Origin of the sequence: Kineococcus rhizosphaerae (genome assembly GCF_003002055.1) — a bacterium.
GTDB lineage: Bacteria > Actinomycetota > Actinomycetes > Actinomycetales > Kineococcaceae > Kineococcus > Kineococcus rhizosphaerae.
In genome coordinates this window covers 83,586-105,449 of record NZ_PVZF01000010.1, presented here as the reverse complement: position 1 = coordinate 105,449, position 21,864 = coordinate 83,586, and the positions used below count along the sequence as shown (strand labels likewise).

Here is a 21,864-nt window from a genome sequence, read left to right as displayed (position 1 = left end):
CGGTATACTCGCAGTGCACCGACCGAGGAGGACCCCGTGCTGACCGGACTGACGGCCCTGGACGAGACCACCCCGCCCGCCGCGCGCGCGGTGCTGGCGCCCCTGCCGCCGACGACGGAGGCCGGGACCCGGCTGCTGGAGGCGGCCTCCGACCTGTTCTACGCCCACGGTGTGCGCGCCGTCGGCGTCGACCTCATCGCCGAGACCGCCGGCACGACGAAGAAGACCCTGTACGACCGGTTCGGCTCCAAGGACGCCCTCGTCACCCTGTACCTGCTGCGCCGCGCCCACCGCTGGCGCGAGCACCTGCTGGCCCGGCTCGCCGAACCCGACCCGCTGCTGGTCCTCGACGCGCTGCAGGAGTGGATGGGGGAGCAGTCCCGCGGGTGCGCCTTCGTCAACGCCCACGCCGAGCTCGGCGGCACCGACCACCCCGCCCTGCCCGTCATCCGCGCCGAGAAGGCGTGGATGCGGGCGCTGTTCGACGTCCTGACCGGCGACCGGGACCTCGGGGCGCACGTGCACCTGGTCTACGAGGGGACCCTCGTCGTCGTCACCGCGGGTGCTGACGCCTCGGCGTTCGACGACGCCCGGCGCGCGGTCGCCGTCGCGCTCGGGCGGCACCGCTGAGGGGTCGGCGCCGCGTCGGTGTCACGGGTCCGGTGGCCGTCGCGGGACGGAGCCGGTGGCGGCTGGACACGCCCGGCGCGCGACGGTCCACGACCGGGCACCGTCGCGCCGGCGGGACGGCCGTGCACCTGCGCACCGCGGGATGACCGTGAAGCGGGCGGTGCCGCCGAACGGTCCGGTGCGGCACCGGGGTGAGATCAGGTGCGCCCGCGGTAGATGCCGTCGGAGTCCGCCGCGGACGCGAAGTCCTCCCAGTCCATGTTGGCGATCGAGAGGTTGTTCTCCACCGCCCACATGACGGCGGGCGTGACCCGCAACTGCCGCGCGGTGCCGTCCTCGATGGAGATCACCAGGGCCGGCAGCTCCGGGGAGGACAGCGCCACAGCGTCAGCGACGATGAACAGCGCCCAATCGGGCGCGTCGGCGATGAGCTGCTCGGCAGTCGCGTCACGCCACTCCGGGTCGTCGACCGTCTCGAAGGCCGCCGTGAACCCTTCGTCGCTGGGGGTGTGGAGGGCGCGGAGCAAGGTGTCCCACCGCTGCGGTCGGGAGAAGTCGGTACGGACGAGCAGAGTTCCCCGATCCCACGACAACGCCGCCACCGCTACCTCCACGCATCGACTACTCGATGCCTCAACGTCGACCAGGCCCGTGGTCCGCACCTGCGAGGGGCGGACGGGACTGCTGATCCCCAGGCGGGGGAGCTTCCCACGGGTCGGGGCGCGCCTGCGCACCGCGGGACGACCGTGACGTCCTCTTGACCACGGCCCTCCATGATCTTCAGGGTGCTTCCGTGCGAGGGACTCCCCGATCGCTGAGCTGCCTGCTCGCCGGCGCCGCGTTCGGCGCCTTCGACTCCGTGGTCAACCGCGTCTCTTCCGTCACTGACCCTGCCGCGATCACCACCGCTCAGCAGGTGGCGCGCTTCCTCAGCTACCTGCTCGACGCGGGGTGGGCGTGGGCAGCGTTGGCGGTGCTGGCCGGCTGGTGGGCGCGGACGTGGTTGCTGGGCGCGGCCGCGGGGTGGGTGAGCGTGTCGGGTGCGGTGCTGGCCTACTACCTCACCGATGCCCAGGTGCGCGGTGAGTCGTTCTCCTCCTACGTCGGGGAGGTGTTGCTGTGGCTGGCGGCGTGCGTGCTGCTGTGCGCGCCGCTGGGGCTGGTGGGGGCGTGCGCCCGGCGCCGGGATGCCCGGGGACTGGTGGCTGGGCTTGTCGTGCCGGTCGGGGCGGCGGTGCAGATGGTCGTCCTGGCACCGGGCCTGGAGGGGGCGATCGTGTACCCGCAGGCGGTGTGGGCGCGGTGGACGGTGTGGGTCGCGGCCGCGGTGGGCGTGGTCTTGCTGCTGCGGCGTTGGTCGGATCGCCGGAGCTGCGGCACTTCAGCTGATGTCGGCGCCCCGTCTTGATGACGCGGTGCGCGGGATGACCGTGCGTTCGTCGCCAGCGACTTCCCCACCGCCCCTCCTGGTGCTGCCGTGCTGGCCGGGCGATGGCGACGAGGCGACGGACGGCAGCGCGGATGTCGTGCTCATCCGGCGGAAGCGGTCCGAACGCTCAAGGGGTCCGAGATGCTGGCTCAGTGTTCCTGTGGGAGGTCCTGACGGCCTTGGCGCCAACGGCTGTGGTGGTGCTCGTCATGGCGACGCCGGTGGCGTTGATGAAGGCGCTGTGGGAGCGGACGCGCAGGTGGTCACCGCTCGGCTCGTTGCTGTGGATCGTCGCGGTCGTGGCCGCAGGACGGTGGCTGGTCGAGAGTGTGGAGTTGGCGGATGCAACAGATGGTGGCAGCGGTCCTTGGGGCGCGTGGCGGTGGCTGGTAGGTGCTGTCGTCGCCTCGGGTTCGGCCACAGCACTCGTGCTCGTGCGGCTGCGCCGATCACGTCTTCCGCTGACACGGTCGGCTCGCCCTGGACGCGGATGAGCCGACCGTCCGCATCCCGCCAAGACCGCGAGGTCGTCGGGCGTCCAGCTCGCCGTGACCACGTCGGTCGCGGCGTGCGTCGCCGCTGACGATGATCGGTGCGTGCGGACGTTGCGACCGGGACGGTTGTTCACCACGACGGCCGGGGTGTGGGTGCTGGACGAGACCCAGCCCGTGGCCGTCGTCCTCGACCCGGTCGGGGGCAGGGTGCGCCGGGTGGTGTCCTGGACCGAGCTGCCGCCCCCACCGCCCGGTGAGCCGGTGACCGCCCGGGTCGACGGTGAGGCCCTGTGGGTCCAGAACGGTCCCGCGGGCCCGCTCCTGCGGCTGCGGGTCGGCGACGACGCGCTGGCGGTGTGGACGGACGGGCTGACCTTGGCCGCGGCCGGTCGTTCCAGCGCCTGGTGCACGTCGCCTCTTCCCCCGCAGGAGATCGTCCACGGAGCCGACGCCGCCCCGGTGGGGTGGGGAGGGTCGGGCACGCTGCTGCGCGCCGACGCCGACGGACGGGTCCAGCGCGTGCACACCGACCGCCCGGTCCGGGGGTTGCGCACCACCGCACGGGCGCTGTGGGTGCAGCTCGACGCCGAACCGTGGTCGCTGCGCAGCCTGGGTGCCGGCACCTACGAGGTCCTCTGGTCCAGCCGCTGGGTGCCCCTGCCCTGGGACGGGGACCTGCCCGAGCGGCTGACGGCGGCCGAGGGGCAGGAGCACGTCCCGGCCGGGTCCTGGCGCGCGTCCACCGGCGACGGCTCCTGGCCCGGTCACGCCTACGACCCGGACAGCAGCGTGGAGTCGGGCGTCGCGGTCCGTGCCGGGGAGTGGACCTGGCGTCTGGGCTGGGACGGGAACGACCGTGGCCGCCGGCCGAGAGCGGTCGCGGCGGCGTTCCCGGGCACGGGACCCTCCGACGCGGCACCGGCCCTGATCGACCTGGGGGGTCGCACCGTCGTGGCGGCGACTGCCGCCGGGGACCGTCTCGCGGTCGTGGTCTCCACCGGTCCGGCACCCGCTCGTGTCCTGGTGGTGGACCCGGTCGAGCGGACCGTGCGGTCGTGGCCGGCGGAGGGCACGGTGGACATCGGTTCCGCGTGCTGGCCCGTGGGTCCTCGCCCGCTCGACGCCGGGTCGTACGTGCGGCAGGTCCTGGACGACTGGAGCCGGCTGGAGAGCTACTGGCAGGGGGCAGAAGGCAGCGAGCCGCTGGCGCGGGGGATGAGCGCGGTCGCCGTGCGGTCAGTGGGCGAGTGGCCCCGCACGCAGCTTGAGTGCACGTTCGCCTTCGCCCCCTGCCCGGGGGTGCGGTTGCGCCGCCGTCTGGACCTGTTCGACGAGCTGGGTGCGGTGGCCAAGCCCGAGCACGCCCAGATCCACCTCATGGAGGACCTCGACACGCGTGCCCTGCCGCCCGTGGAGGACGCCGTCGACGGGGTGCTCGACGTCTGAGGTCCGCGCGGGGTCAGCGCGGCTCCAGCGGCCGGGTCAGGGCCGAGGTGCCCGCCGCCCAGCGGCCCAGGACGTGCTCGCCCAGCAGGTCGTCGATGAACGCGGCCGCCTGCATCCCGAAGACGACGTCGGCGGCCATCGACGGGTCGTCGGCCACCAGCGGCGCGATGATGCCGTGCCGGACGACCTGCTCGTGGACGGCGTCCGCCTCGACGTGCTCGGCGTAGAACTCCACGGTCGCCGGGCCGCAGCCGAGCCGTTCGGCGGCCGCGACCAGCCGGGCCGACCCGGGGGAGGAGGTGAGTTCCACGACCGCGAACTGCCCGACGAGCGCGCCGCGCAGCTCGCGGTGCAGACCGGCCATCGACATGAAGTTCACCTCGGCCAGGACCGGGGCGGGGGCGTGGTCGAGGTAGTGCCCGTACTCGTCGCTGAGGCCGAGCTCGAGCATCATGTCGCCCCACAACCGGGCGTGCATGCGTTCGGGACGGCCCCCGCCGTACTCGTCGTGCTCGACCGAGACCAGCGCGGCCTTGGCCGCCCCCTCCAGGCGCGGGATCACCCACGCCTGCGGGTCGGCCTCCTTCAGGTGGTAGGTGGAGCGCAGCGCGACGTACTCGCGCAGCTGCCACAGCTCGCCGGCGCGGCGCAGGTGGTGCGAGACGCCGCGGGCCGCCGGGTCCTCGGTGACCAGCCCGGCGATCTCGGCGGCGACGTCGTCCCCGCCGCGCACGGCCCGGCGCAGGGCCTGCAGAAAGGTCAGCTCCAGGACCCGGCGCAGGGCGAGGAGGTCCGGGTCCCACTCCAGGGCGGGATCCACCCCGGCGAACCCCCGGTAGTGCAGTTCGTAGCAGCAGTAGAGGGCCAGCTGCAGGTCGTCGCCGAACGGGTCCGCGGCCAGGTCGGCCTCGGACACGAGCAGGGGAGCGCCGCGGAGGTGCTCCAGGACGGCGGTGCTGAGCGGCCCGCGGCCGGCGGGCAGCAGCGGTCCCCGGGACAGGACGGTGGTGGTGCTCACCGGTGGTCCTCCTTCGTGGCGCGCGAGCGGTGGCTGGTGTCGCACAACGGGTAGCGGGCGCTGCGGCGGCACACGCACAGCGCCGTGACGGGACGTTCGGACCGCACGCGCCGGCCGTCGGGCAGGTCGATGTCGACGGGTCCCTCGACCAGCACCGGCCCGTCGGTGACGGTGATCCGCGGGACCTGAGCGCCGCTCACCGGAACGCCTCCACGACGACGAGCTCCTCGTGGACCTGGTCGGCCCCCAGCAGTCCGCGCTCGCGCAGGACCTGCGCCCGCGCCCGCATCACGGGACCGAACGGTTCGTCGGCACGGGCGACGACGGAGGCTTCGAAACCCCTGTCCCGCAACCTGTCCAACGTCGCCTCCTCGCCGGCGAGGACCGAGTGGACCATGAGCAGGCGCCCGTCGGGGGCCAGCACGTCGCCGATCCCGTCGCAGATCCGGTCGATCACCGCGCGCCCGTCGCGCCCGGCGTCCCACGAGCGGCCCGGCCGGTGCCGGGGCAGCCGGTCGGTGGCGGCGGGGACGTAGGGCGGGTTGGCCAGGACGACGTCGAACCGCCGTCCCGCGACCGGGGCGAACAGGTCGCCGTGCCGGACCGTCAGCGACGCCCGGTGCACGAGGCCGTTCAGCCGGGCCGTCAGGACCGAGCGCCAGGAGATGTCCACGGCCGTCACCGACCGGGCCCCGGCCCGGGCCGCGGTCACCGCCAGGGTCCCGCCCCCCGTCCCGACGTCGAGGAGGTCCCTGCCGGCCACGGCGTCGCGCCCGACGGCCGTGCGAGCCAGCAGGAACGTGTCGCCCTGCGCGGGGTACGTGCCGGGCAGGCGCAGGACCGGCCGCCGGACGCGGGTGGGGGGCAGGGTGTCGTGCGGGAGCGGGGGGAGGTAGGTCGTCATCGGGACCTCAGGGTCGAGAGGGCAGACGGGGGACGCGCCGGTGTCTCGACACAACCACCCTGCCCCGGCGACCCGTCCTCCGCACCCCGGCGCCGGCGGGTGACGTCGTCAGCTGCGGCCCAGCAGGTCCGCGGTCAGGATCGTGCCGCCGAGGTTCCAGCCGCCGTCCACGACCTCGTCGACGACCACGAGGGTGGTGGCGCGGGCGCGCTCGCCGTAGACGGAGGCGTAGGCGTCGACCACCGCGTCCGAGAGCTTCTTCTTCGACTCCGGCGTCAGGGTGCCGGCGGGGACCTTGAGGTTGGCGAAGGGCATGGTCGGGTCTCCTCCGGGTGGTCGCCCACCCTCGATAGTGCTGGTACGCCTTGTTCAAACCAGCGATACGGAGACCGTAGCACGACGCCGGAGCATCGCTAAGCTTTCGTCGTACCATTGCTCTGTGTCGACGACCCAGCGCTTCCGGCCCGAGCCCGTCCCCGACCCGGGGCCGCCCGCGCGGCCACGCCGGCGCAGTGCCGCCGGGCTCGCCGGGGACGCCGACCTGCGCGCCGCCCTGATCGCCGCGGCCGAACGCCAGCTGGCCGGCTCGGCCGACGCCGACGTCGCCACCCGGGCCGTGTGCCAGGAGGCCGGGGTGACGCAGCCGGTCCTCTACCGGCTCTTCGGGGACAAGCAGGGCCTGCTCGACGCCGTGAGCGAGGCGGCGCTGGAGCGGTACGCGCAGCGCAAGAGCGGTCTGGAGGTCACCGACGACCCCGTGGCGGACCTGCGCACCGGCTGGGACGACCACACCGCCTTCGCCCTGGAGAACCCCGCGCTCTACCGCCTGATGTTCGCCCCACGCCCCGGGTCGTCCGCCACCGTCCACGAGCGCACTCTCACCCTCCTGGAGGCGACGCTGACGCGGTGCGCGGCCGTCGGGGCGCTCACCACGACCCCCCGGCTCGCGGCGCAGCTGATCCTGCCGGCCAACACCGGCCTGGCCCTGGCCCTGATCGCCCGTCCCGCCCTCTTCGACGACCCCGACCTGTCCCGGCGCACCCGCGAGGCCGTGTTCGCCGCGGTCCTCGACGAGGCCGGCGCGGCGGCGCGCACGCGCTCGGTGCGGGGTGCGGCGCGCCAGCTGCACGCCCAGCTGCGGCTGGAGAGCACCACCGCCCTGGAGCCCGCCGAGGTGGCGCTGCTGGAGCGCTGGCTGGAACGCCTCGACGCGGCGAGGTGACCCACCGGCGCTGAGGTGCGCACGATCGATGCGGCCGTCCGCCGACACGCCGCGACTGACCGCCCGGGAACCGGTGTGTCGCCGGACGGGTGCATCGATCGTGCGCGCCCGCAGGGGGACGCGACACCGGGTCGTCGGGCACGGGGTCCGCACCACGACGGATCGACGTCGTGGTGAACACCCCGCGGACGTCTTCCGAGCCCCTGGGCGAGTCCTGCCGGATCCAGGAGAGTTCGGACATGGCCCTTCGTCACCGTCGCGCCACCGCCTGCCTCGGAGTGGTGATCGTCCTGCTGGCCGCGGTGGCCTGGGCGCTGGCTGCGACGTCCATGACGGCGGTCCAGGCCGGTGAGGCCCGTGCGCTGGGCCCCGGGCACACCGCGGAGATGCCGGGGGAGGACGAGTTGGCGTTGCTGGCGCACGACGCGCGGCTGGCCACGACGATCCTCGCGGCCGCCGGGCTCGCGCTGGCCCTGTCCGCCGCCTCGCGCCCGGTGGCGGTGTCCTGGTGGTCGGGCGGGGTCCTGGCCGTGGTGGTGGCCAACACGGTCCTCGGGTCGGCCGTCGACGGCGGCCCGGTGGCGCTCGCCGCGGGTGTGCTGGTGCTGGTGGTCGCCGCGGCGGGCGCGGGCGCCCACCTCGTGGGTCACCTCGTGGGTCACCTCGTGGGTCACCTCGTGGGTCACCTCGTGGGTCACCTCGTGGGTCACCGGGTGGGCGCCCGGCGACGAGGGAGGCCGGCGGTCGGTGCGGGCGGGCAGTGGTCCGTGGTGGGGGCGGGCGTCCTGGCCGCGGGAACCCTGCCGGTGCTGGTGGTGCAGGGGGCGGCGTCGCAGCGGTACCGCGAGTGGGTCCCGGGTGACCTGGTCGCGGCGTACTCGACGACGACCCTCGGACTGGCGGCGGTGGTGGTGACGGCGGCTGTCGTGCTGGCGCGCAGCGCGCTGGACGTCGTCCTGGGGGTCGTGCTGCCCGTCGCGGCGTTGGTGCTCGTCCTGGAGCGTTCGGGTCCGGGGTGGCAGGTGCGCGAGGCGCGGTGGGTCCTGGGGGTGGTGCTGGTGCTGGCCTACGCGCCGCTGGTGCTCGCCGCGGCAGCCGCCGGCACCCCCGCACCGAGGCGCCGGGTCGTCACCGCCGTCGTGTTGGCCGTGCTGGGCGTCCTGTTCGCGGCGGCTCCCCAGCTGCTCGTGCTGCCGATCGTCGTGGGCGGGGTGCTCGGTCTGGTGGTGACGGCGCCGGCCGGTGCCCACGTCGGCTACGACGGGTTGCCGCTGGTCGGAGGCGGGGTGCTGCTCGCGGTCGCGCTGCTCGTCCCGCTGCTGGTGCTGCGGGACAGCACGACCCGTGCCGGGGTCCCCGCCTGAGGGCTAGCCGTGGCGGGGCTGCGCTCGGCGTGGCGACCGGGGTGGGGACGAGTGCGGCGCCGACTCGGGTCCGGTGGTGCTCCGGTGGTGCCGCGTCGAAGCCGGGCCCCCGGGCCCGGCTCAGGGGCGGGTGAGCATCCGGTGGGCGGCCTGCAGCCGCGCTCGGGCGCGTTCCGGGGGCAGCCGTCCGCCGGCTCCCAGGGTGACCAGGCCGTGCAGGGTCGACCAGGCCACCTCGGCGCGCACGTCGTCGCCGTCGCGGTCCTCGGTGGGGGGGAAGGCCTCGCGGACGGCGGCGAAGGCGCGGCCGAGGGGTGCGTGGGTGTCGTCGCCGAAGTGCAGCTGGGAGGGCAGGGAGAACATGGCCTCGTAGGTGCGGGGGTGGGCGGCGGCGAAGTCGAGGTAGGCGCCCATCCGGGCCAGCGGCGTGGCCGGGACGGCTTCGAGGGCCGAGCTCAGCGCGGTGAAGCCGTCCAGGGCGACGGCGTCGAGGAGGTCCTGGCGGCTGGCGAAGGCGGAGTACAGCACCGGCTGGGTGACGCCGAGCTCGGCGGCCAGGCGGCGCGTGGTGACCGCGGCCCAGCCCTCGGCTTCGGCGACCTGGCGGGTCAGGCGCGTGATGCGTTCGCGCCGCAGGGTCAGGTCGGGGGCTGGTCTCGGGCTCACGACCCCCAGTCTAGCGCCGTTAGGTATCAGCGGTAGACATCGGTGGGATCGTAGCCTAGCGTCGTTATTCAACGTCGTCGCACCATCTCCCGAAGGGTTCTCCCGCCATGACCGTCCTCACCGCCGTCGCCCTGGCCGTCGCGATCGCCGGCTGCCTCTTCATCCTGTCCATCGGTGCCCGCTTCCTCCTCGCCCCGCGGGTGGCGCTGACCGGTTTCGGTGTCCCGCAGGACGACCCGCGGGCCCTGACGAACATCAAGGGCGTGCGCGACATCACCTCCGGGATCGTGCCCCTGGTCGTGCTCGCCGCCGCCGGGCAGCACGCCCTCGGCTGGGTCCTCCTCGCCGCGGCGATCACCCCGGTCGGGGACGCGCTCATCGTGACCAGGAACGGGGGCACCGTGCGCCACGCGCTGAGCGTGCACGCCTCCACCGCCGCGGTCCTCGTCGTCGCCGGGCTCCTGCTGGCCCTGTCCTGACCCGGCCCCGCTGAGGGGGTGCCGCACGCGGAGACGCGCCGTGGACTCCACCAGGACCGCGACGGCGCGCTCGTCGTCACCCGGCACCCGGAGGACGTCGCCGGCGGCCCCTCGGACGAGCACGGGTCGTCCCGCGCAGTTCCGGCCCCACCGCGTCGTGGAACTCGCACGACGGTCGAGGATCCAACTCCTCCGGCCGGGATCGGCCTGAGGAACTTCGCGGGAACTCCTGTGCGACCGCGGTGTCGAGTGCTAGGAAGTCCTGGGGGTAGAACTCGAGCTTCGTCCGGGGGGACGCGATGAGCCAGAGCGACGCGCAGCGGATCGACGAGCTGGAACGCACGGTGACAGAACTCGTCCAGCAGCTGCAGAGGGATCGACCTGCGGTCGCCGACGGGTCACCGGGAGGGAACGCGCGGAGTTCGCGCCGTGCCGTGCTGGCGGTTCCCCTCGCCCTGGCCGCAGGGGCCGTCGCCTCCGTGGCGACGGCGCGGCCTGCGGCCGCCGCTGCCGGGAACCCCGTGCTGATGGGGAAGGAGAACGACTCGGACGGTGTCGCCACGGGCCTGCTCGGTCCCCTGTACGTGTCGGGGCAGGTGAGCGTCGGCGATGCCACCTTCCAGGACGACGAGATCCGCTTCCCCCTGCCGACGGGCGGGAGTTCGCTGAGCCGGGGCACGTTGTCGATCCGGGTTCCGGCCGACGAGGTGCCGCAGCTGGTGTACCTGACCACTCACCGGGCGGACAGCTGGGGAACCGCCCCGGAGTTGTCCGTCCGTGGCGGTCGTGGCCCGTTCCTGCAGGTCACGGGTGAGGAACTCGGCCGTTGGGACGTGACGGGGGAGACGGCGGTCAGCGTCGCGTCCACCGAGGCGCCGGCCCTCGTCGTCCGGGGCAACGACGGTGTGCGTCACGAGTTCGGTCCCGTCGACCGGGACGTCCCGACGCCCGGGGTGGGGATCGACACCGCGGCGGGGATCGGCGTCGGGATCCGGACGGCCTCCGGGGGTGGGCAGGCGATGGTCGCCACGACCACCGGGAAGGATTCGGGAGCCGACTCGGTCGTGGTCGACAACGCGGGCCGGGGGAGGGCGTTCCTGGCCACGTCGTCGAACCCGGTCAACGACAAGGGTGCGGTGACGGGGGTGAACAACGGCACCGGGGCAGGGGTCTGGGGTCACCAGCCGAACGTCGCGTCGACCGAGGCGGCCGTCGTGGGCTGGTCGGAGGGGACCGCGGGCCGCGGGGGCAGGTTCCGCGGCAAGGCGGCACAGGTCCGTCTCATGCCCGGCCCGAACCCCACGCACCCCCCGTCGGGGTTGGTGGGTGACCTGCACGTCGACAGCACGGGCCGGTTGTGGTTCTGCAAGGGGGCGACCAACTGGAAGCAACTGGCCTAGACGGCGGCCCCGGGCGAAGGGTCCGGTCCCCGGCGCGGCCGCTCACCGCGACGGAGTTCTTCTCCCCGTCGCGGTCCCGTCGGGTTCGGAACGCACGTCCCGGGTCGTCGCCCTCCTGCAGCGGTGCGACGTCCCTCAGCTCAACTCGTCGACGACGACCTCGGTGGCCCGCGCGAGCAGGGCCTCGTCGGACGTCGCGTCGACGTCGGCGCGGTCGGTGAGGATCGCCAGGACCCACGGCGCGCGTCCACCGGTGGGCCAGACCACGCCGATGTCGTTCTGGTTCCCGTAGACCCCGGCGTGACCGGTCTTGTCACCCACGACCCAGCCCGCCGGCACCCCGGCGCGGATCTGCCCGCCGCCGGTGGTGCCCGCTTGCAGCCACCGCACCAGCTGGTCGCGACCGGCGGGCGCGAGGACGTCCCCGGTGGCGTACGCCTGCAACGTCGTGGCCATCGCGCGGGGGGTGCTGGTGTCCGCGGGGTCGCCGGGGGTGATGTCGTTGACGTCCGGCTCGGTGTGCTCCACCTCGGTGGTGTCGTCCCCGAGCGCCCGCAGATCCTCTTCGAGACCGGCCGGACCGCCGAGGTGCGCGAGCACGACGTTGGCCGCGGTGTTGTCGCTGACGGTGACCGCGGCTTCGGCGACCTGGCGCAGCGGCAGCCCGGAGGCCGTGTGCTGCCCGGTGACGGGGGAGTGGGCCACGACCTCGTCCGCCGTCCAGGTCACCACGGCGTCGAGCTCGGCGTCGCCGGTCCGTTCGAGGAGGGCCCCGGCAGCGAGCGCCTTGTAGGTGGACGCGAAGCCGAAGCGTTCGTCGCCGCGGTGCACGACGGTCCTCCCGGACCCGGTGTCGACGGCGAACACGCCCAGGCGGGCGTCGAACGACTCCTCCAGCTGCGCGAACCGCGCCTGCACGGCCGCGTCGGCCGGGGACGCGCTGGGGGACGCGCCGGCGCTGACGCCGGGGGAGCCGCTGCTGCCGGCAGGGGTGTCGTCGGCCGGGGTGGAGGTGCAGCCGGCCAGGACCAGGACGAAGGCGGCGAAGCTCAGGGGACGTCTCACGGGGGAGAGCCTGCTCCCTGCGGCAGACCCGGAGGTGGGCGACTCCGGCGGACGGCGGCTGAGGGCTGCGGTGGTGACGTCCACGACAGCGGGATGACCGTGCGTCGCTCCGGGCACCGGCACGACGGTCCCTCGAACCTCGAAGCATCGATGAGACCCTGATCCCATGGACGTGGGCATGGATCTGATCGGAACCCTCAAGGTGCTCGCCAACCCCACTCGGCTGCAGATCATGGAGTGGTTGCGGACCCCGGAGGATTCCTTCCGCGAGTACGAGCCCATCGCCGACCGGGCCGAGGTGGGTGTGTGCGTCACTCACCTGGCCGCCAAGACCGGCCTGGCTCAGTCGACGGTGTCCACGTACATGGCCTCTCTCGAGCGCCTCGGTCTCGTGAGGGCGACCCGGGTCGGCAAGTGGACCCACTACCGCCGCAACGACGCGCGGGTCGCCGACCTGCTCGAGCAGATCAGGGACCACGTCTAATCGACATTTCGAAGGTCGTCGATACGATGGCGGCATGTCGACGCCCCCTGCCGCTCCCACGCGCAGCGCCCTGATCGTCCACGCCCACCCCGAACCCGATTCCTTCTCCTCGGCTCAGGCCGCTGCTGTCGCCGAGCAGTTGCGCTCACGAGATGTCCAGGTCCACCAGATCGACCTCTACGCCGAGGGGTGGGATCCAGTGCTCGCGCGCGAGCACTTCATGGACGGTCCCGGCTACTTCAAGCCTCAAGCCGAGCAGATGCAGGCCGTGGTCACCGGCACCCTCGACGATCCGGTTGCCGCCCACCTGCGACAGGTGCAGCAGGCCGACCTGCTCGTGTTGTCGTTCCCGCTGTGGTGGTTCTCGATGCCGGCCATCATGAAGGGGTGGGTGGACCGCGTCTTCGTCATGGGTGCCACCTTCGGCGGTGAGCACGGAATCTTCGAGCGAGGTGGCCTGCGGGGGAAGAAGGCCATCGTGGTGCTGACCACTGGTGGCGCTCAGCCCGCCTTCGCTCCAGCGGCGCCCGGCGGGTACGGGGACATCGATGCCTTCCTCTTCCACATCCACCGCGGCATGCTCGAGTTCGTCGGCTACGACGTCCTGCCGCCCGTGATCACCTACGGCCCGACCCGCCTCGACGGGGCCGAACGCGCCGCGGCCCTGGCGCACGTCCAAGCCCACATCGCGAACCTCCTGGGCGATTGACTGCCCTCGCACCGCGTCAGCAGAACCGGCTCGGCGATCTCCCGCTCACCGGCACGACCGTGACCTCGTGGCCGGCGGGACGACCGTGGAGTCCCTGGCGCCCGGAGGCTCGTGGGGAGAGGGTGGCGGGATGGCTGAGGAGACGGTGGTCCGCGCGCGGGTGCGGCACGAGCCGGACCGCTCGTACACCGTGCTCGTCGTCGGCCCCGCCGGGGAGGTCGAGGTGGGGGCGACGAACGAGACCGGGCAGCTGGACCGGCTGGCCGCGGAGGGTGCCGCACGGCTGCTGGGGGTGCGGCCGGAGCAGGTCGCGGTGGAGCTGGTGGTGCCGCGCCCGCCCTACGGACGCGACGGGCAGCTGGTGCGCATCACCAGCCGGGACGTTCCCGAGGACCACGGGGCGCTGGGGCAGGCGCACTGGTTCGGGGCGGAGGCGGCCTGGTTCGTGACCGTCGCCGGCAGCGGCACGGGCGTCGTGGCGTCGGAGGGGCTGGACTTCGCGCCGCGGGTGGAGCAGGCCGAGCTCGCCGAGCTCACGGACCACCTGCAGCGGGCCGGTCGGCGGGGTTGAGAGCGTCGCGGGGTCGACCGGTGCGCGGCCCGTCGCGTGGGACGGCTCAGCGCGGCAGCGTCGCCCGCGAGCACCGCGTGACGTACTCCAGCGCCAGCGACCCCGTCTCGGCCAGGTGCGCCTGCGCCTGGGCCCGCACGTCCTCGAGCACCTCCTCGCGCCGCTGCGGCGTCAGGGCGATCACCCAGGACCGCGAGCGCGTCAGGTCCAGCAGGGAGTCGAGCGTGACCGGGTCCGACCAGCGCACGTCGTAGCGCTCGACGGGCCCGAACGGCGGCCCGACGCGGGGCGCGAGGCTGCCGAGCTGCTCCTCCCCGGGTCCGGGCAGGAGGCGGTCCAGGCGGGCGATCCAGTCGACGCCCGCGTCGCGCACGTTCCACAGCAGGCCGAGGCGGCCCCCGGGGCGCAGGACGCGGGCGACCTCGGGGGAGGCGGTGGCGGGGTCCACCCAGTGCCAGGCCTGCGCCATGAGCACGGCGTCGACGGACCCGTCGGGCAGGGGGATCGACTCGCCCGTGCCGTCGAGGACCTCGACCCCGGGCAGCACCTTCGCGAACTGCTCGCGCATCCCCGGCGCCGGTTCGACGGCGACGACGTCCAGGCCGCGGGCCACCAGCGACCGCGTCAGCTTGCCGGTGCCGGCGCCCAGGTCCAGGACCCGGCGGGCACCGTCGGGCAGCAGCCAGTCGAGCGCCTCGGCGGGGTAGCTGGGGCGGGCGCGGTCGTAGACGTCGGCGACGGCCCCGAAGGACCGGGCGCGGTCCACGACGCGATCTCCGGTTCGGTCTCCAGGGGGCCCGGGCTGGCTCATGCCCGCCATCGTGCCGCCCCGCGGCGGCTCCCCGGGAACCGCCCCGTCCGTGGGTAAGCTCACCCCGCCATGCCTGTCGAAGATGAGGTCCAGCCCCTGAGCGGACCAGCCCCCGTCGCCACCATCGTGCTGCCCTGCTACAACGAGGAGGCGCACGTCCTGCTGGAGATCCAGCGCATCACCAAGGTGATGGACGACGACGGCATGCCGTACGAGCTGCTGGCGGTCGACGACTGCTCCACCGACGACACCCTGAAGGTGCTGCGCTCGGTCGAGGACGAGTACCCGCACCTGCGCGTCGTGGCCTTCCGCCGCAACGGCGGCTCAGGCACGGTCCGGCGCATCGGCACCCAGATGGCCCGCGGCGAGATCGTCGTGTGGACCGACGCCGACATGTCGTACGAGAACGAGCGCATCCCCGAGCTGGTCCGGGTGCTGCTGGACGACGACTCCTACGACCAGGTCGTCGGCGCGCGCACCACCGAGGAGGGCTCGCACAAGGCGCTGCGCGTGCCGGCCAAGTTCGTCATCCGCAAGGTCGCCGAGGTCCTGGCCCGCCAGCGCATCCCGGACCTGAACTCCGGGCTGCGCGCGTTCCGCAAGTCGGTGTCGCTGCCGTACCTGCGGCTGCTGCCGGCCGGTTTCTCGTGCGTCACGACGATCACGCTGTCGTTCCTGTGCAACCAGCACGACATCAAGTACGTGCCGACGACCTACGCCAAGCGGGCGGGGAAGTCGAAGTTCCACTTCACCAAGGACGCCTACCGGTACATCCTGCAGGTGCTGCGGATGATCATGTACTTCGAGCCGCTGCGCGTGCTCATGCCGCTGGCGCTGACCCTGTTCGGCCTCGGGTTCGTCAAGGGCGTCGTCGACATGGTCCGCCACCCCTTCTACTTCCCGGCCAACACGGTGCTGCTGCTGGTGTCGGGTCTGCTCGTGGGGGCGGTCGCGCTGCTCGCCGACCTCGTCGTGCGCTCGAGGGACAGCGCGTGAGCGACGAGCGCCGCGACGGCGCCTGGACGCAGGGAACGCGTCCGGCGCTGGGCGCCGGCTCCAGACGGATTCGCTGCGCGGTCCCGGAAGAAGGCGCCGTCACCGGCGGCGCGACGGAGCGGACCGGGGGGATCGCGTGAGCGACGAGCGGCGCAAGATCGCGGTCGTCGGCCCGGCCCACCCGAACAAGGGCGGCATCGCCGTCCACACCACCGAGCTCGCCCGGCACCTGGCGCAGGACCCGGCCGCCGACGTGAAGCTCGTCTCGTGGAGCAGGCTGTACCCCGAGCTGCTCTACCCGGGGCAGGTGGGCCTGCCCGACGCCACTCCCGAGGTGCCCGAATTCACCCCGACCCTGCGCCCGCTGTCCTGGTCGTCGCCGGCGTCCTGGTGGTCGACGGGCCGCCGGCTGGCCGGGGCGGACCTCGTCGTCCTGGCCCACGTCGTCCCGCTGCAGGTCCCCGCGCTGCTGACGGTCCTGGCCGCGATGAAGGTCGCCCGCAGCACGGCCCGCACCGTCGTCGTCGCGCACAACGTCCTGCCCCACGAGCCGAAGCCCGGTGACGAGCTCCTCGTCCGCCGCCTGTTCGCGGCCGTCGACGGCGTCGTCGTGCACTCCGACGCGCAGGCCGCGCTGGCCCACGCCCACGGCGCCCGCCGCGTCGTGCAGGCCGACCTGCCCCCGCACCTGCCCGGCGGTCCCCGGCTCGCGGGCGAAGCCGGGTCCCGCGTCCCGCGCGACGGCGGCGTCCGGCTGCTGAGCCTGGGCGTCGTGCGCGAGTACAAGGGCCTCGACCTGCTCCTCGAGGCTCTCGCCGAGGTCCACCAGCGCGGGTTCGACGCCCGCCTCACCATCGCCGGTGAGCTGTGGGGCGCGGCCGGCCGCCGCGTCCGCGAGCTCGCCACCGCCCCCGGGATGCGCGGCCACGTCGAGCTGCGCGAGGGGTACGTCCCCGCGTCCGAGATCGCCGGGCTGATGGCCGCCCACGACGCCGTCGTCCTGCCCTACCGGTCGGGGACGGCCTCGCAGAACGCGGTCCTCGCCTTCGCCCACGGCCTGCCCGTCCTCGCCACCCGCGTCGGCTCCTTCCCCGCGCAGGTCCGCGACGACGTCGACGGGGTCCTCGTCGAACCCGGCAGCGTCCGGGCCCTCGCCGACGGCATCCTGCGGCTGGCCGACGGCGGGCTGAAACGCCTGCGGGACAACGTCGAAGCCCCCGACCTCGAGGGTCCCTGGGACGCCTACGCCGCCGCCGTCGACCACGCCGCCGAGGGCGGCACGGCCGCCGCCCCGCCCGGGGGCCGGCTGCTCGCCGTCGCCAAGCGCGGCGCCGAGCACGCCCTGTGGACCCGTGTCGGCGTCCAGCGCCGCGTGGGCGAGCAGCTGGCGAAGCACCGGCTCGGACTGGCCCCCGCGGACCGGCCCGTGCCCTCCGGCGTCCCGCGCACCGGCGTCCTGCACGACTCCGCCGAGGTCGCCGACGCCGTCGCCCAGACCGCCCGGCTGCGCCTGCCCGCCCACCCCGACGCCCCGAAGAACTGGGACGCGCTCGGCGCCGTCGCCGCCGTCCTGACCCTCGCCGACGACGGCTCGCGCACCGCCCGCGTCCTCGACGCCGGCTCGGCCCGCTACTCACCGGTCCTGCCGTGGCTGCGGCTGTACGGCCTGGGCCGCGAGAGGGGCTCCCTGGCCGGGATCAACCTGGAGTTCGGGGCCACCGTGCACCGCGACGGCGTCGAGTTCCGCCGCGGCGACGTCACCGACACGGGCCTGGCCGACGCCTCCCTCGACGCCGTGACGTGCATGTCCGTCATCGAGCACGGGGTCCCGATCGAGGGTTTCCTCACCGAGACCGCCCGCGTCCTGCGCCCCGGTGGCGTCCTGGCCCTGTCCACCGACTACGACCAGGACCCGCCGGACACCACCGGGGTCACCGCCTACGGCGCACCCGTGAAGATCTTCTCCCCGGCCGACCTGCGCGACCTCGTCGCGCTCGCCGGCCGCGTCGGCCTCGACCTCGTGGGTGACCTCACCGACGACGTCCTGGCCCACCCCGAACGGCCCGTGCACTGGAAGCGGACCGGGCTCGACTACACGTTCGTCCTGCTGACGTTCGTGCGGCGCTGAGTGGTCTCCACGCTCCTGGGGGTCCTGCGCTCGCGCGCCGTCCGGATCGGGTTCCTCGTCGTCGCCCTCGGCCTGGCCGTCGCGTACGTCGTGCGCGACCGCACCGAGATCGCCGCCGCGTGGTCCCGGCTCGACGCGCTGTCGGTGCTGCTCGCGCTCGTCTGCTCCCTGGCCAACGTCGCGCTGTCCGGGGCGTCGTGGCGCTCGGTCATGGGCGACCTCGGCTCGAAGCTGCCCGTCGGCGCCGCCTCCCGGGTGTTCTTCGTCGGCCAGCTCGGCCGGTACATCCCCGGCAGCGTGTTCCAGTTCGTCGCCCAGGCCGAGCTCGCCCGCGACCACGGCGTGCCGCGGCGGCGCACGGGGTCCGCGCTCGTCGTCGCCCTGCTCGTCTCCCTCACGACGGCGTCGCTGATCGTCACCGGCGTCCTGCCGATCGCCCTGCACGGCAGGGCCATCGCCGGCTGGGAGTGGACCGGCTGGCTGCGCTGGACCACACCGCTGCTGCTCGTCCTGCTGGTGCCCGCCGTCACCAACCGGCTGCTGGCGCTCCTGCTGCGCCTGGCCCGTCAGGAACCCCTCGAGCACCGCGTCACCCTGCGCGGGCTGCTCGCCTCCGCCGGCTGGGCGACGGGGTCCTGGATCGCCGTCGGGCTGCAGGTCTTCGTCCTCGCCCGCGCGGTGGGGTCGGACTGGTCGACCGGGTCCACGCTGGCGCTCGCGCTCGGCGGGTACGTCGTGGCGTGGATGGTCGGGTTCTTCGTCGTCCTGGCGCCCGCGGGGGCCGGGGCGCGCGAACTCGTCCTGGGGGCGGTGCTCGGCCTGGCCCTCGGCGGTGGGGGAGCGGCCGTCGTCGTCCTCGGGTCCCGGGTGCTGCTGACCGTCTCGGACCTGGTGCTCGCCTTCGCCGCCCTGGCCGGTCACCGCGCCGAGATCGCGGCGAAGGTCAAGGCCGAGCGCTCCCGCCGCTGACCCGCCCGCTCGGGACCGGGTCGTGGACGCATCGCGCCGAACCCATTGGCGCGATGCGTCCACGACCCACCCCCCCCGGGCGAGCCCCGGACCGTCGGAGGCCGCAGGTGTCAACCAGCGGTTGACGCCCCGACAGTGTCAACCTACGGTTGACGCATGACCGACTCCACGCAGCTCGTCCGGCTCGACGACCTCATCCGCGCCGTCGCCGGCCGCCACGACACCCCGCTCGAACGCCTCAGCGACGCCGTCGTCCTCGGGGACCACCTCGGGGAGACCGCCGACGCGCTCATCGGCCACTTCGTCGACCAGGCACGCCGCTCCGGGGCCTCCTGGTCGCAGATCGGCGTCAGCATGGGCGTGACCCGCCAGGCGGCCCAGAAGCGCTTCGTCAGCAAGGACGACGGGACGCCGGAACCGCTCGACGCCAGCCAGGGGTTCAGCCGCTTCACCGACTCCGCGCGCGCCGTCGTCGTCGGGGCGCAGGAACTCGCCCGCGCGGGGAGCAGCGCGACGATCGCCGTCCCGCACCTCCTGCTGGCCGCGCTGGACCAGGACGCCGTGGGGCAGGCCGTCACGGCCCAGGGCGTGTCCCTGGAGGAGGTCCGGCGCGTCGCGCGGGCCTGCCTGCCCCCGGCGTCCGCGGACGTGCCCGCGCTGATCCCCTTCGACGCGCAGACCAGGGCGGTGCTGGAGGGCACGTTCGCCCAGGCGCAGGCCCGGGGGGCCGAGCACGTCGACGCCGTCCACGTCCTGCTCGCGCTGCTGGCCGTCGAGGACGGGACCGGGATCCTGTCGGGCCTGGGCGTGCGGGCCGAGGCCGTCTCCGGGTAGCCCTGCGCGACCGGTCCCTGCGGCAGTCGGGTGATTCCCGGCGCGACGGCTCCCGGACGGGTCCAGCCCCGCCCGGGGCCGGCCGACGTACCGGGGGTGGAGCTCCCGACTGCGCCGTCGCGCGACGCGCAGTGGGCGCTGCCCGCCGACCTGCTCGACGCCGTCACGCGCGAGGACGTCGGGCTCGAGGACGTTCTGGCCCTCGTCGTCGACCGGCTGGCCGGCCCGTGCGGTGTCCGCGACGCCCGCGTCCTGGCGCCGGGGGAACCGGCCGCCGCGGGCGCGCTGGTCGTCCCGCTGCTGCTGCTCGGCGAGGCGGTCGGGCGGCTGCAGCTGCGGTGCACCGGCCCGGGTGCCGCGGCCCCCGCGCCGTCCGTGCTGGCCGCCGTCGCGCACCACGTGGCCGTCCTGCTCAAGGCCGAGACCATCCGGCGCGCCCGGGAGCTGGACGCCGTCGCAGCCGACGCCGTGCGGCGCCTGTTCGAGGAGGGCACCCGGGCCACGTCCGTCCACCAGGCCGCCGAGGTGCTCGCGCGGGTCAGCGCCGACGCGCTGCGGACCGAGCGCGTCGCCGTGCACCTGTGCGAGGAGGACGGGCGCATCCTCGACCTGCTCGGCCTCGGCGTCCCCGAGTCCGTCGCGGCCGCGCTGCGGGCGCAGCTCGTCGGCCGGTCCGCGCTGGGCTCGCCCGTGTGGCGGCGCGCCCAGGAGCTCGGCGAGCCGGTGCTGGCCGACTGCGCCGTGGCCACGCCGGGCCGCCCGGGCGGGTTCGTCGCCACCATGGAACTGCTCTCGTACGCCGCGCTGCCGCTGCGGTCGGCGCGCGGGTTCGTCGGGATGGTCCTGTGCGGGGACGTGAGCCGCACCCGCACCTGGACCGAGCACGAGCGCCGGGTGGCGCGGCAGCTGTCCCTGCAGGGCGCGCTGGTCGTCGACAGCGCCCGCTCGCGCCAGGCCGAGCACGAGCTGCTCGCCGAGCTGCGGCACCGCGCCGACCACGACGGGCTGACCGGGCTGCCCAACCGCGGAAGGCTGCTCACGGCGCTCGCCGAGCTCCTGCCCGCCGCGCCGCAGGACGGGGGTGCGCTGCTGCTCCTCGACCTCGACGGGTTCAAGCAGGTCAACGACACCCTGGGCCACCACGCCGGCGACGAGCTCCTGCGGGTGGTCGCCCGGCGCCTGGGCGCCGTCGTCCGGGAGGGCGACGTCCCCGCCCGGCTCGGCGGCGACGAGTTCGCCGTCCTGGCGCGCGGGGTGTCGGCCCCGGAGGCCGCGGCGCTCGCCCGCCGGGTCGCGGCGGCCGTGGCCGAACCCCTGACGGTCGACGGCGTCCGGGTGGGCGTGGGGGCGAGCGTCGGGACCGCGCTGCTGCCCGAACACGGGCAGGACGTGCCCGGGCTGCTGCGCGCGGCGGACGCCCGGATGTACGAGGGCAAGAAGAGGTCCCGGCGCCTGCGCGCGCGGTCTTCCGCGAGCGTGAAGAACGCCCGAACTTCTCCCGTGAGCACGGGGTGACGGGCCCGGACCGGCGCTGAGACTGGCCGGGTCAGCCCACCACGAGAGGAACCGCCATGACCCCCCAGACCGCCGTCGTCCTGGACTCGCCGCTGCCCGTCGTGACCGACACCGACGACCTGCGCACCACGTTGTGGGAGCAGGACCGCTGGGAGAACTGGACCGTCGACTGACGCCGGGCACCCGCGACCGGAGCCGCCCCGGTCAGGCGGGCCCGGCCGCCCGCGCCTCCTCGACCCCCGCGAGCGCCTCGCGCAGCGACTCGATCCAGTCCCGCTGGTGCTGCCCGACGAGGCGCACGCACCAGGCGAGCGCCTCGGAGCGGGTCCGGGCGACGCCGGCGTCGACGAGGGTGTCGAGCACCTGGCGCTGGGGTTGGCGCAGCCGCGTCATGACGGGGGTGGCGAGGTTGGTGAACAGCTCCTCGGTCTGACCGCACGCCGCGCCCCAGGCGACCTTGCGGCCGAACAGGGACTCGGCCTCGTCGGCGATCCGCATGCGGGCGGGGCGGGTCTCCTCGCGGAAGCGGGCGACGCGGCCCGCTTCGGCGCGACGGGTGGCCCCGCTGCCGGTGCCGTCACCGCCCTCGGTGCTCTCGGGGACGGCGAGCCGTCCGGTGACCACGATCTCCTCGCGGTCGACGGAGACCGCGGGGGCGGTCTCGAACCAGTCCTGCGGCAACCGGCCGGAGAGCCAGGCCGCGATGTCGGCGTCATCGCTCATGCAGCGA

General features: G+C 74.5%; 26 protein-coding genes. 17 read left to right on the top strand and 9 right to left on the bottom strand.

What is annotated here, in order from left to right; genetic code table 11:
- Window positions 1-36 precede the first annotated feature (36 nt).
- The gene (locus CLV37_RS18960) at window positions 37-630 is read left to right on the top strand and encodes a TetR/AcrR family transcriptional regulator (protein ID WP_245885484.1); all 594 of its coding nucleotides are present in this window, start codon (window positions 37-39) and stop codon (window positions 628-630) included.
- A 197-nt stretch (window positions 631-827) separates the two neighbouring features.
- Here the strand turns inward: CLV37_RS18960 and CLV37_RS18955 are convergent, their stop codons facing one another.
- Window positions 828-1,232: a DUF6924 domain-containing protein gene (locus CLV37_RS18955; protein ID WP_106213338.1), complete on the bottom strand. Its 405-nt coding sequence runs from the start codon at window positions 1,230-1,232 to the stop codon at window positions 828-830.
- A gap of 155 nt (window positions 1,233-1,387) precedes the next feature.
- Here CLV37_RS18955 and CLV37_RS27755 point away from each other — a divergent pair, with 155 nt between their 5' ends.
- The 3 genes from CLV37_RS27755 to CLV37_RS18945 all read left to right on the top strand — a co-directional run bounded on the left by CLV37_RS27755 (window position 1,388) and on the right by CLV37_RS18945 (window position 3,999).
- Window positions 1,388-2,038, top strand: a complete 651-nt coding sequence (locus CLV37_RS27755) for a hypothetical protein (RefSeq protein WP_170127364.1) — start codon at window positions 1,388-1,390, stop codon at window positions 2,036-2,038.
- Window positions 2,039-2,211: 173 nt separating this feature from the next.
- Window positions 2,212-2,553: a hypothetical protein gene (locus CLV37_RS27105; protein WP_146149489.1), complete on the top strand. Its 342-nt coding sequence runs from the start codon at window positions 2,212-2,214 to the stop codon at window positions 2,551-2,553.
- A 102-nt stretch (window positions 2,554-2,655) separates the two neighbouring features.
- Window positions 2,656-3,999 carry a hypothetical protein gene (locus CLV37_RS18945; RefSeq protein ID WP_146149488.1) on the top strand — a complete coding sequence of 448 codons (1,344 nt, stop codon included), beginning with the start codon at window positions 2,656-2,658 and terminating at the stop codon, window positions 3,997-3,999.
- A gap of 13 nt (window positions 4,000-4,012) precedes the next feature.
- On the opposite strand, the gene CLV37_RS18940 is transcribed toward CLV37_RS18945, so the two are convergent.
- The 4 genes from CLV37_RS18940 to CLV37_RS18925 form a co-directional block, all read right to left on the bottom strand.
- Window positions 4,013-5,017 (bottom strand): iron-containing redox enzyme family protein, encoded by a 1,005-nt coding sequence (locus CLV37_RS18940; RefSeq protein ID WP_211298772.1) that lies wholly within the window; start codon window positions 5,015-5,017, stop codon window positions 4,013-4,015.
- Entirely contained in the window at window positions 5,014-5,217 is a 204-nt protein-coding gene (locus CLV37_RS18935; RefSeq protein ID WP_245885483.1) for a CDGSH iron-sulfur domain-containing protein, read from the bottom strand. Before CLV37_RS18935 ends, CLV37_RS18940 begins: the two co-directional genes overlap by 4 nt.
- On the bottom strand, window positions 5,214-5,921 hold the full coding sequence (locus tag CLV37_RS18930) for a HemK2/MTQ2 family protein methyltransferase (protein ID WP_211298771.1): 708 nt from the start codon (window positions 5,919-5,921) through the stop codon (window positions 5,214-5,216). The genes CLV37_RS18935 and CLV37_RS18930 overlap by 4 nt, the downstream gene beginning before the upstream one ends.
- A 108-nt stretch (window positions 5,922-6,029) precedes the next feature.
- Window positions 6,030-6,236, bottom strand: coding sequence for a tautomerase family protein (locus tag CLV37_RS18925; protein WP_106213334.1), 207 nt, complete (start codon window positions 6,234-6,236; stop codon window positions 6,030-6,032).
- A 124-nt stretch (window positions 6,237-6,360) separates the two neighbouring features.
- On the opposite strand from CLV37_RS18925, the gene CLV37_RS18920 reads away from it, so the two are divergent.
- Window positions 6,361-7,143 carry a TetR/AcrR family transcriptional regulator gene (locus CLV37_RS18920; RefSeq protein ID WP_211298770.1) on the top strand — a complete coding sequence of 261 codons (783 nt, stop codon included), beginning with the start codon at window positions 6,361-6,363 and terminating at the stop codon, window positions 7,141-7,143.
- A gap of 239 nt (window positions 7,144-7,382) precedes the next feature.
- Entirely contained in the window at window positions 7,383-8,507 is a 1,125-nt protein-coding gene (locus CLV37_RS18915) for a hypothetical protein (protein ID WP_146149487.1), read from the top strand.
- A 120-nt stretch (window positions 8,508-8,627) separates the two neighbouring features.
- Here CLV37_RS18915 and CLV37_RS18910 read toward each other — a convergent pair whose 3' ends face one another.
- Window positions 8,628-9,173, bottom strand: a complete 546-nt coding sequence (locus tag CLV37_RS18910; RefSeq protein ID WP_106213328.1) for a TetR/AcrR family transcriptional regulator — start codon at window positions 9,171-9,173, stop codon at window positions 8,628-8,630.
- 107 nt (window positions 9,174-9,280) lie between these two features.
- Between CLV37_RS18910 and CLV37_RS18905 the strand changes: the two genes are divergently transcribed.
- Window positions 9,281-9,652: a DUF4267 domain-containing protein gene (locus CLV37_RS18905; RefSeq protein ID WP_106213326.1), complete on the top strand. Its 372-nt coding sequence runs from the start codon at window positions 9,281-9,283 to the stop codon at window positions 9,650-9,652.
- Between the two features lie 299 nt (window positions 9,653-9,951).
- Window positions 9,952-11,052, top strand: a complete 1,101-nt coding sequence (locus tag CLV37_RS18900; RefSeq protein WP_146149486.1) for a hypothetical protein — start codon at window positions 9,952-9,954, stop codon at window positions 11,050-11,052.
- Window positions 11,053-11,187: 135 nt separating this feature from the next.
- Here CLV37_RS18900 and bla read toward each other — a convergent pair whose 3' ends face one another.
- Window positions 11,188-12,117, bottom strand: coding sequence for a class A beta-lactamase (gene bla, locus CLV37_RS18895; RefSeq protein ID WP_106213322.1), 930 nt, complete (start codon window positions 12,115-12,117; stop codon window positions 11,188-11,190).
- A gap of 178 nt (window positions 12,118-12,295) precedes the next feature.
- Between bla and CLV37_RS18890 the strand changes: the two genes are divergently transcribed.
- The 3 genes from CLV37_RS18890 to CLV37_RS18880 all read left to right on the top strand — a co-directional run bounded on the left by CLV37_RS18890 (window position 12,296) and on the right by CLV37_RS18880 (window position 13,881).
- Window positions 12,296-12,601: an ArsR/SmtB family transcription factor gene (locus CLV37_RS18890; RefSeq protein ID WP_211298769.1), complete on the top strand. Its 306-nt coding sequence runs from the start codon at window positions 12,296-12,298 to the stop codon at window positions 12,599-12,601.
- A gap of 34 nt (window positions 12,602-12,635) precedes the next feature.
- Window positions 12,636-13,310, top strand: coding sequence for an NAD(P)H-dependent oxidoreductase (locus CLV37_RS18885; protein WP_106213318.1), 675 nt, complete (start codon window positions 12,636-12,638; stop codon window positions 13,308-13,310).
- A 130-nt stretch (window positions 13,311-13,440) separates the two neighbouring features.
- Window positions 13,441-13,881, top strand: a complete 441-nt coding sequence (locus tag CLV37_RS18880; RefSeq protein ID WP_146149485.1) for a hypothetical protein — start codon at window positions 13,441-13,443, stop codon at window positions 13,879-13,881.
- Window positions 13,882-13,927: 46 nt separating this feature from the next.
- Here CLV37_RS18880 and CLV37_RS18875 read toward each other — a convergent pair whose 3' ends face one another.
- Window positions 13,928-14,701, bottom strand: a complete 774-nt coding sequence (locus CLV37_RS18875) for a class I SAM-dependent methyltransferase (RefSeq protein WP_425433626.1) — start codon at window positions 14,699-14,701, stop codon at window positions 13,928-13,930.
- A 60-nt stretch (window positions 14,702-14,761) separates the two neighbouring features.
- On the opposite strand from CLV37_RS18875, the gene CLV37_RS18870 reads away from it, so the two are divergent.
- The 6 genes from CLV37_RS18870 (at window position 14,762) to CLV37_RS28615 (ending at window position 21,134) form a co-directional block, all read left to right on the top strand.
- On the top strand, window positions 14,762-15,688 hold the full coding sequence (locus tag CLV37_RS18870; RefSeq protein WP_106213312.1) for a glycosyltransferase family 2 protein: 927 nt from the start codon (window positions 14,762-14,764) through the stop codon (window positions 15,686-15,688).
- The gene (locus CLV37_RS27750) at window positions 15,685-15,828 is read left to right on the top strand and encodes a hypothetical protein (RefSeq protein ID WP_170127363.1); all 144 of its coding nucleotides are present in this window, start codon (window positions 15,685-15,687) and stop codon (window positions 15,826-15,828) included. Before CLV37_RS18870 ends, CLV37_RS27750 begins: the two co-directional genes overlap by 4 nt.
- Complete coding sequence (locus CLV37_RS18865) at window positions 15,825-17,816, top strand: glycosyltransferase (RefSeq protein ID WP_106213310.1); 1,992 nt, start codon at window positions 15,825-15,827, stop codon at window positions 17,814-17,816. Before CLV37_RS27750 ends, CLV37_RS18865 begins: the two co-directional genes overlap by 4 nt.
- Entirely contained in the window at window positions 17,817-18,785 is a 969-nt protein-coding gene (locus CLV37_RS18860) for a lysylphosphatidylglycerol synthase domain-containing protein (protein ID WP_106213308.1), read from the top strand.
- A gap of 156 nt (window positions 18,786-18,941) precedes the next feature.
- On the top strand, window positions 18,942-19,619 hold the full coding sequence (locus tag CLV37_RS18855) for a Clp protease N-terminal domain-containing protein (protein WP_106213306.1): 678 nt from the start codon (window positions 18,942-18,944) through the stop codon (window positions 19,617-19,619).
- Between the two features lie 96 nt (window positions 19,620-19,715).
- The gene (locus CLV37_RS28615; RefSeq protein WP_170127362.1) at window positions 19,716-21,134 is read left to right on the top strand and encodes a sensor domain-containing diguanylate cyclase; all 1,419 of its coding nucleotides are present in this window, start codon (window positions 19,716-19,718) and stop codon (window positions 21,132-21,134) included.
- Window positions 21,135-21,338: 204 nt separating this feature from the next.
- Here the strand turns inward: CLV37_RS28615 and CLV37_RS18845 are convergent, their stop codons facing one another.
- Entirely contained in the window at window positions 21,339-21,857 is a 519-nt protein-coding gene (locus tag CLV37_RS18845) for a hypothetical protein (RefSeq protein ID WP_106213302.1), read from the bottom strand.
- Between the last annotated feature and the right edge of the window lie 7 nt (window positions 21,858-21,864).

Coding starts and splice junctions, on each gene's coding strand:
- CLV37_RS18930 (WP_211298771.1), bottom strand. CDS start 5,921: ATGACGACCTACCTCCCCCCGCTCCCGCACGACACCCTGCCCCCCACC.
- CLV37_RS18925 (WP_106213334.1), bottom strand. CDS start 6,236: ATGCCCTTCGCCAACCTCAAGGTCCCCGCCGGCACCCTGACGCCGGAG.
- CLV37_RS18915 (WP_146149487.1), top strand. CDS start 7,383: ATGGCCCTTCGTCACCGTCGCGCCACCGCCTGCCTCGGAGTGGTGATC.
- CLV37_RS18905 (WP_106213326.1), top strand. CDS start 9,281: ATGACCGTCCTCACCGCCGTCGCCCTGGCCGTCGCGATCGCCGGCTGC.
- CLV37_RS18900 (WP_146149486.1), top strand. CDS start 9,952: ATGAGCCAGAGCGACGCGCAGCGGATCGACGAGCTGGAACGCACGGTG.
- CLV37_RS18890 (WP_211298769.1), top strand. CDS start 12,296: ATGGATCTGATCGGAACCCTCAAGGTGCTCGCCAACCCCACTCGGCTG.
- CLV37_RS18885 (WP_106213318.1), top strand. CDS start 12,636: ATGTCGACGCCCCCTGCCGCTCCCACGCGCAGCGCCCTGATCGTCCAC.
- CLV37_RS18880 (WP_146149485.1), top strand. CDS start 13,441: ATGGCTGAGGAGACGGTGGTCCGCGCGCGGGTGCGGCACGAGCCGGAC.
- CLV37_RS18875 (WP_425433626.1), bottom strand. CDS start 14,701: ATGGCGGGCATGAGCCAGCCCGGGCCCCCTGGAGACCGAACCGGAGAT.
- CLV37_RS18870 (WP_106213312.1), top strand. CDS start 14,762: ATGCCTGTCGAAGATGAGGTCCAGCCCCTGAGCGGACCAGCCCCCGTC.
- CLV37_RS18855 (WP_106213306.1), top strand. CDS start 18,942: ATGACCGACTCCACGCAGCTCGTCCGGCTCGACGACCTCATCCGCGCC.
- CLV37_RS18845 (WP_106213302.1), bottom strand. CDS start 21,857: ATGAGCGATGACGCCGACATCGCGGCCTGGCTCTCCGGCCGGTTGCCG.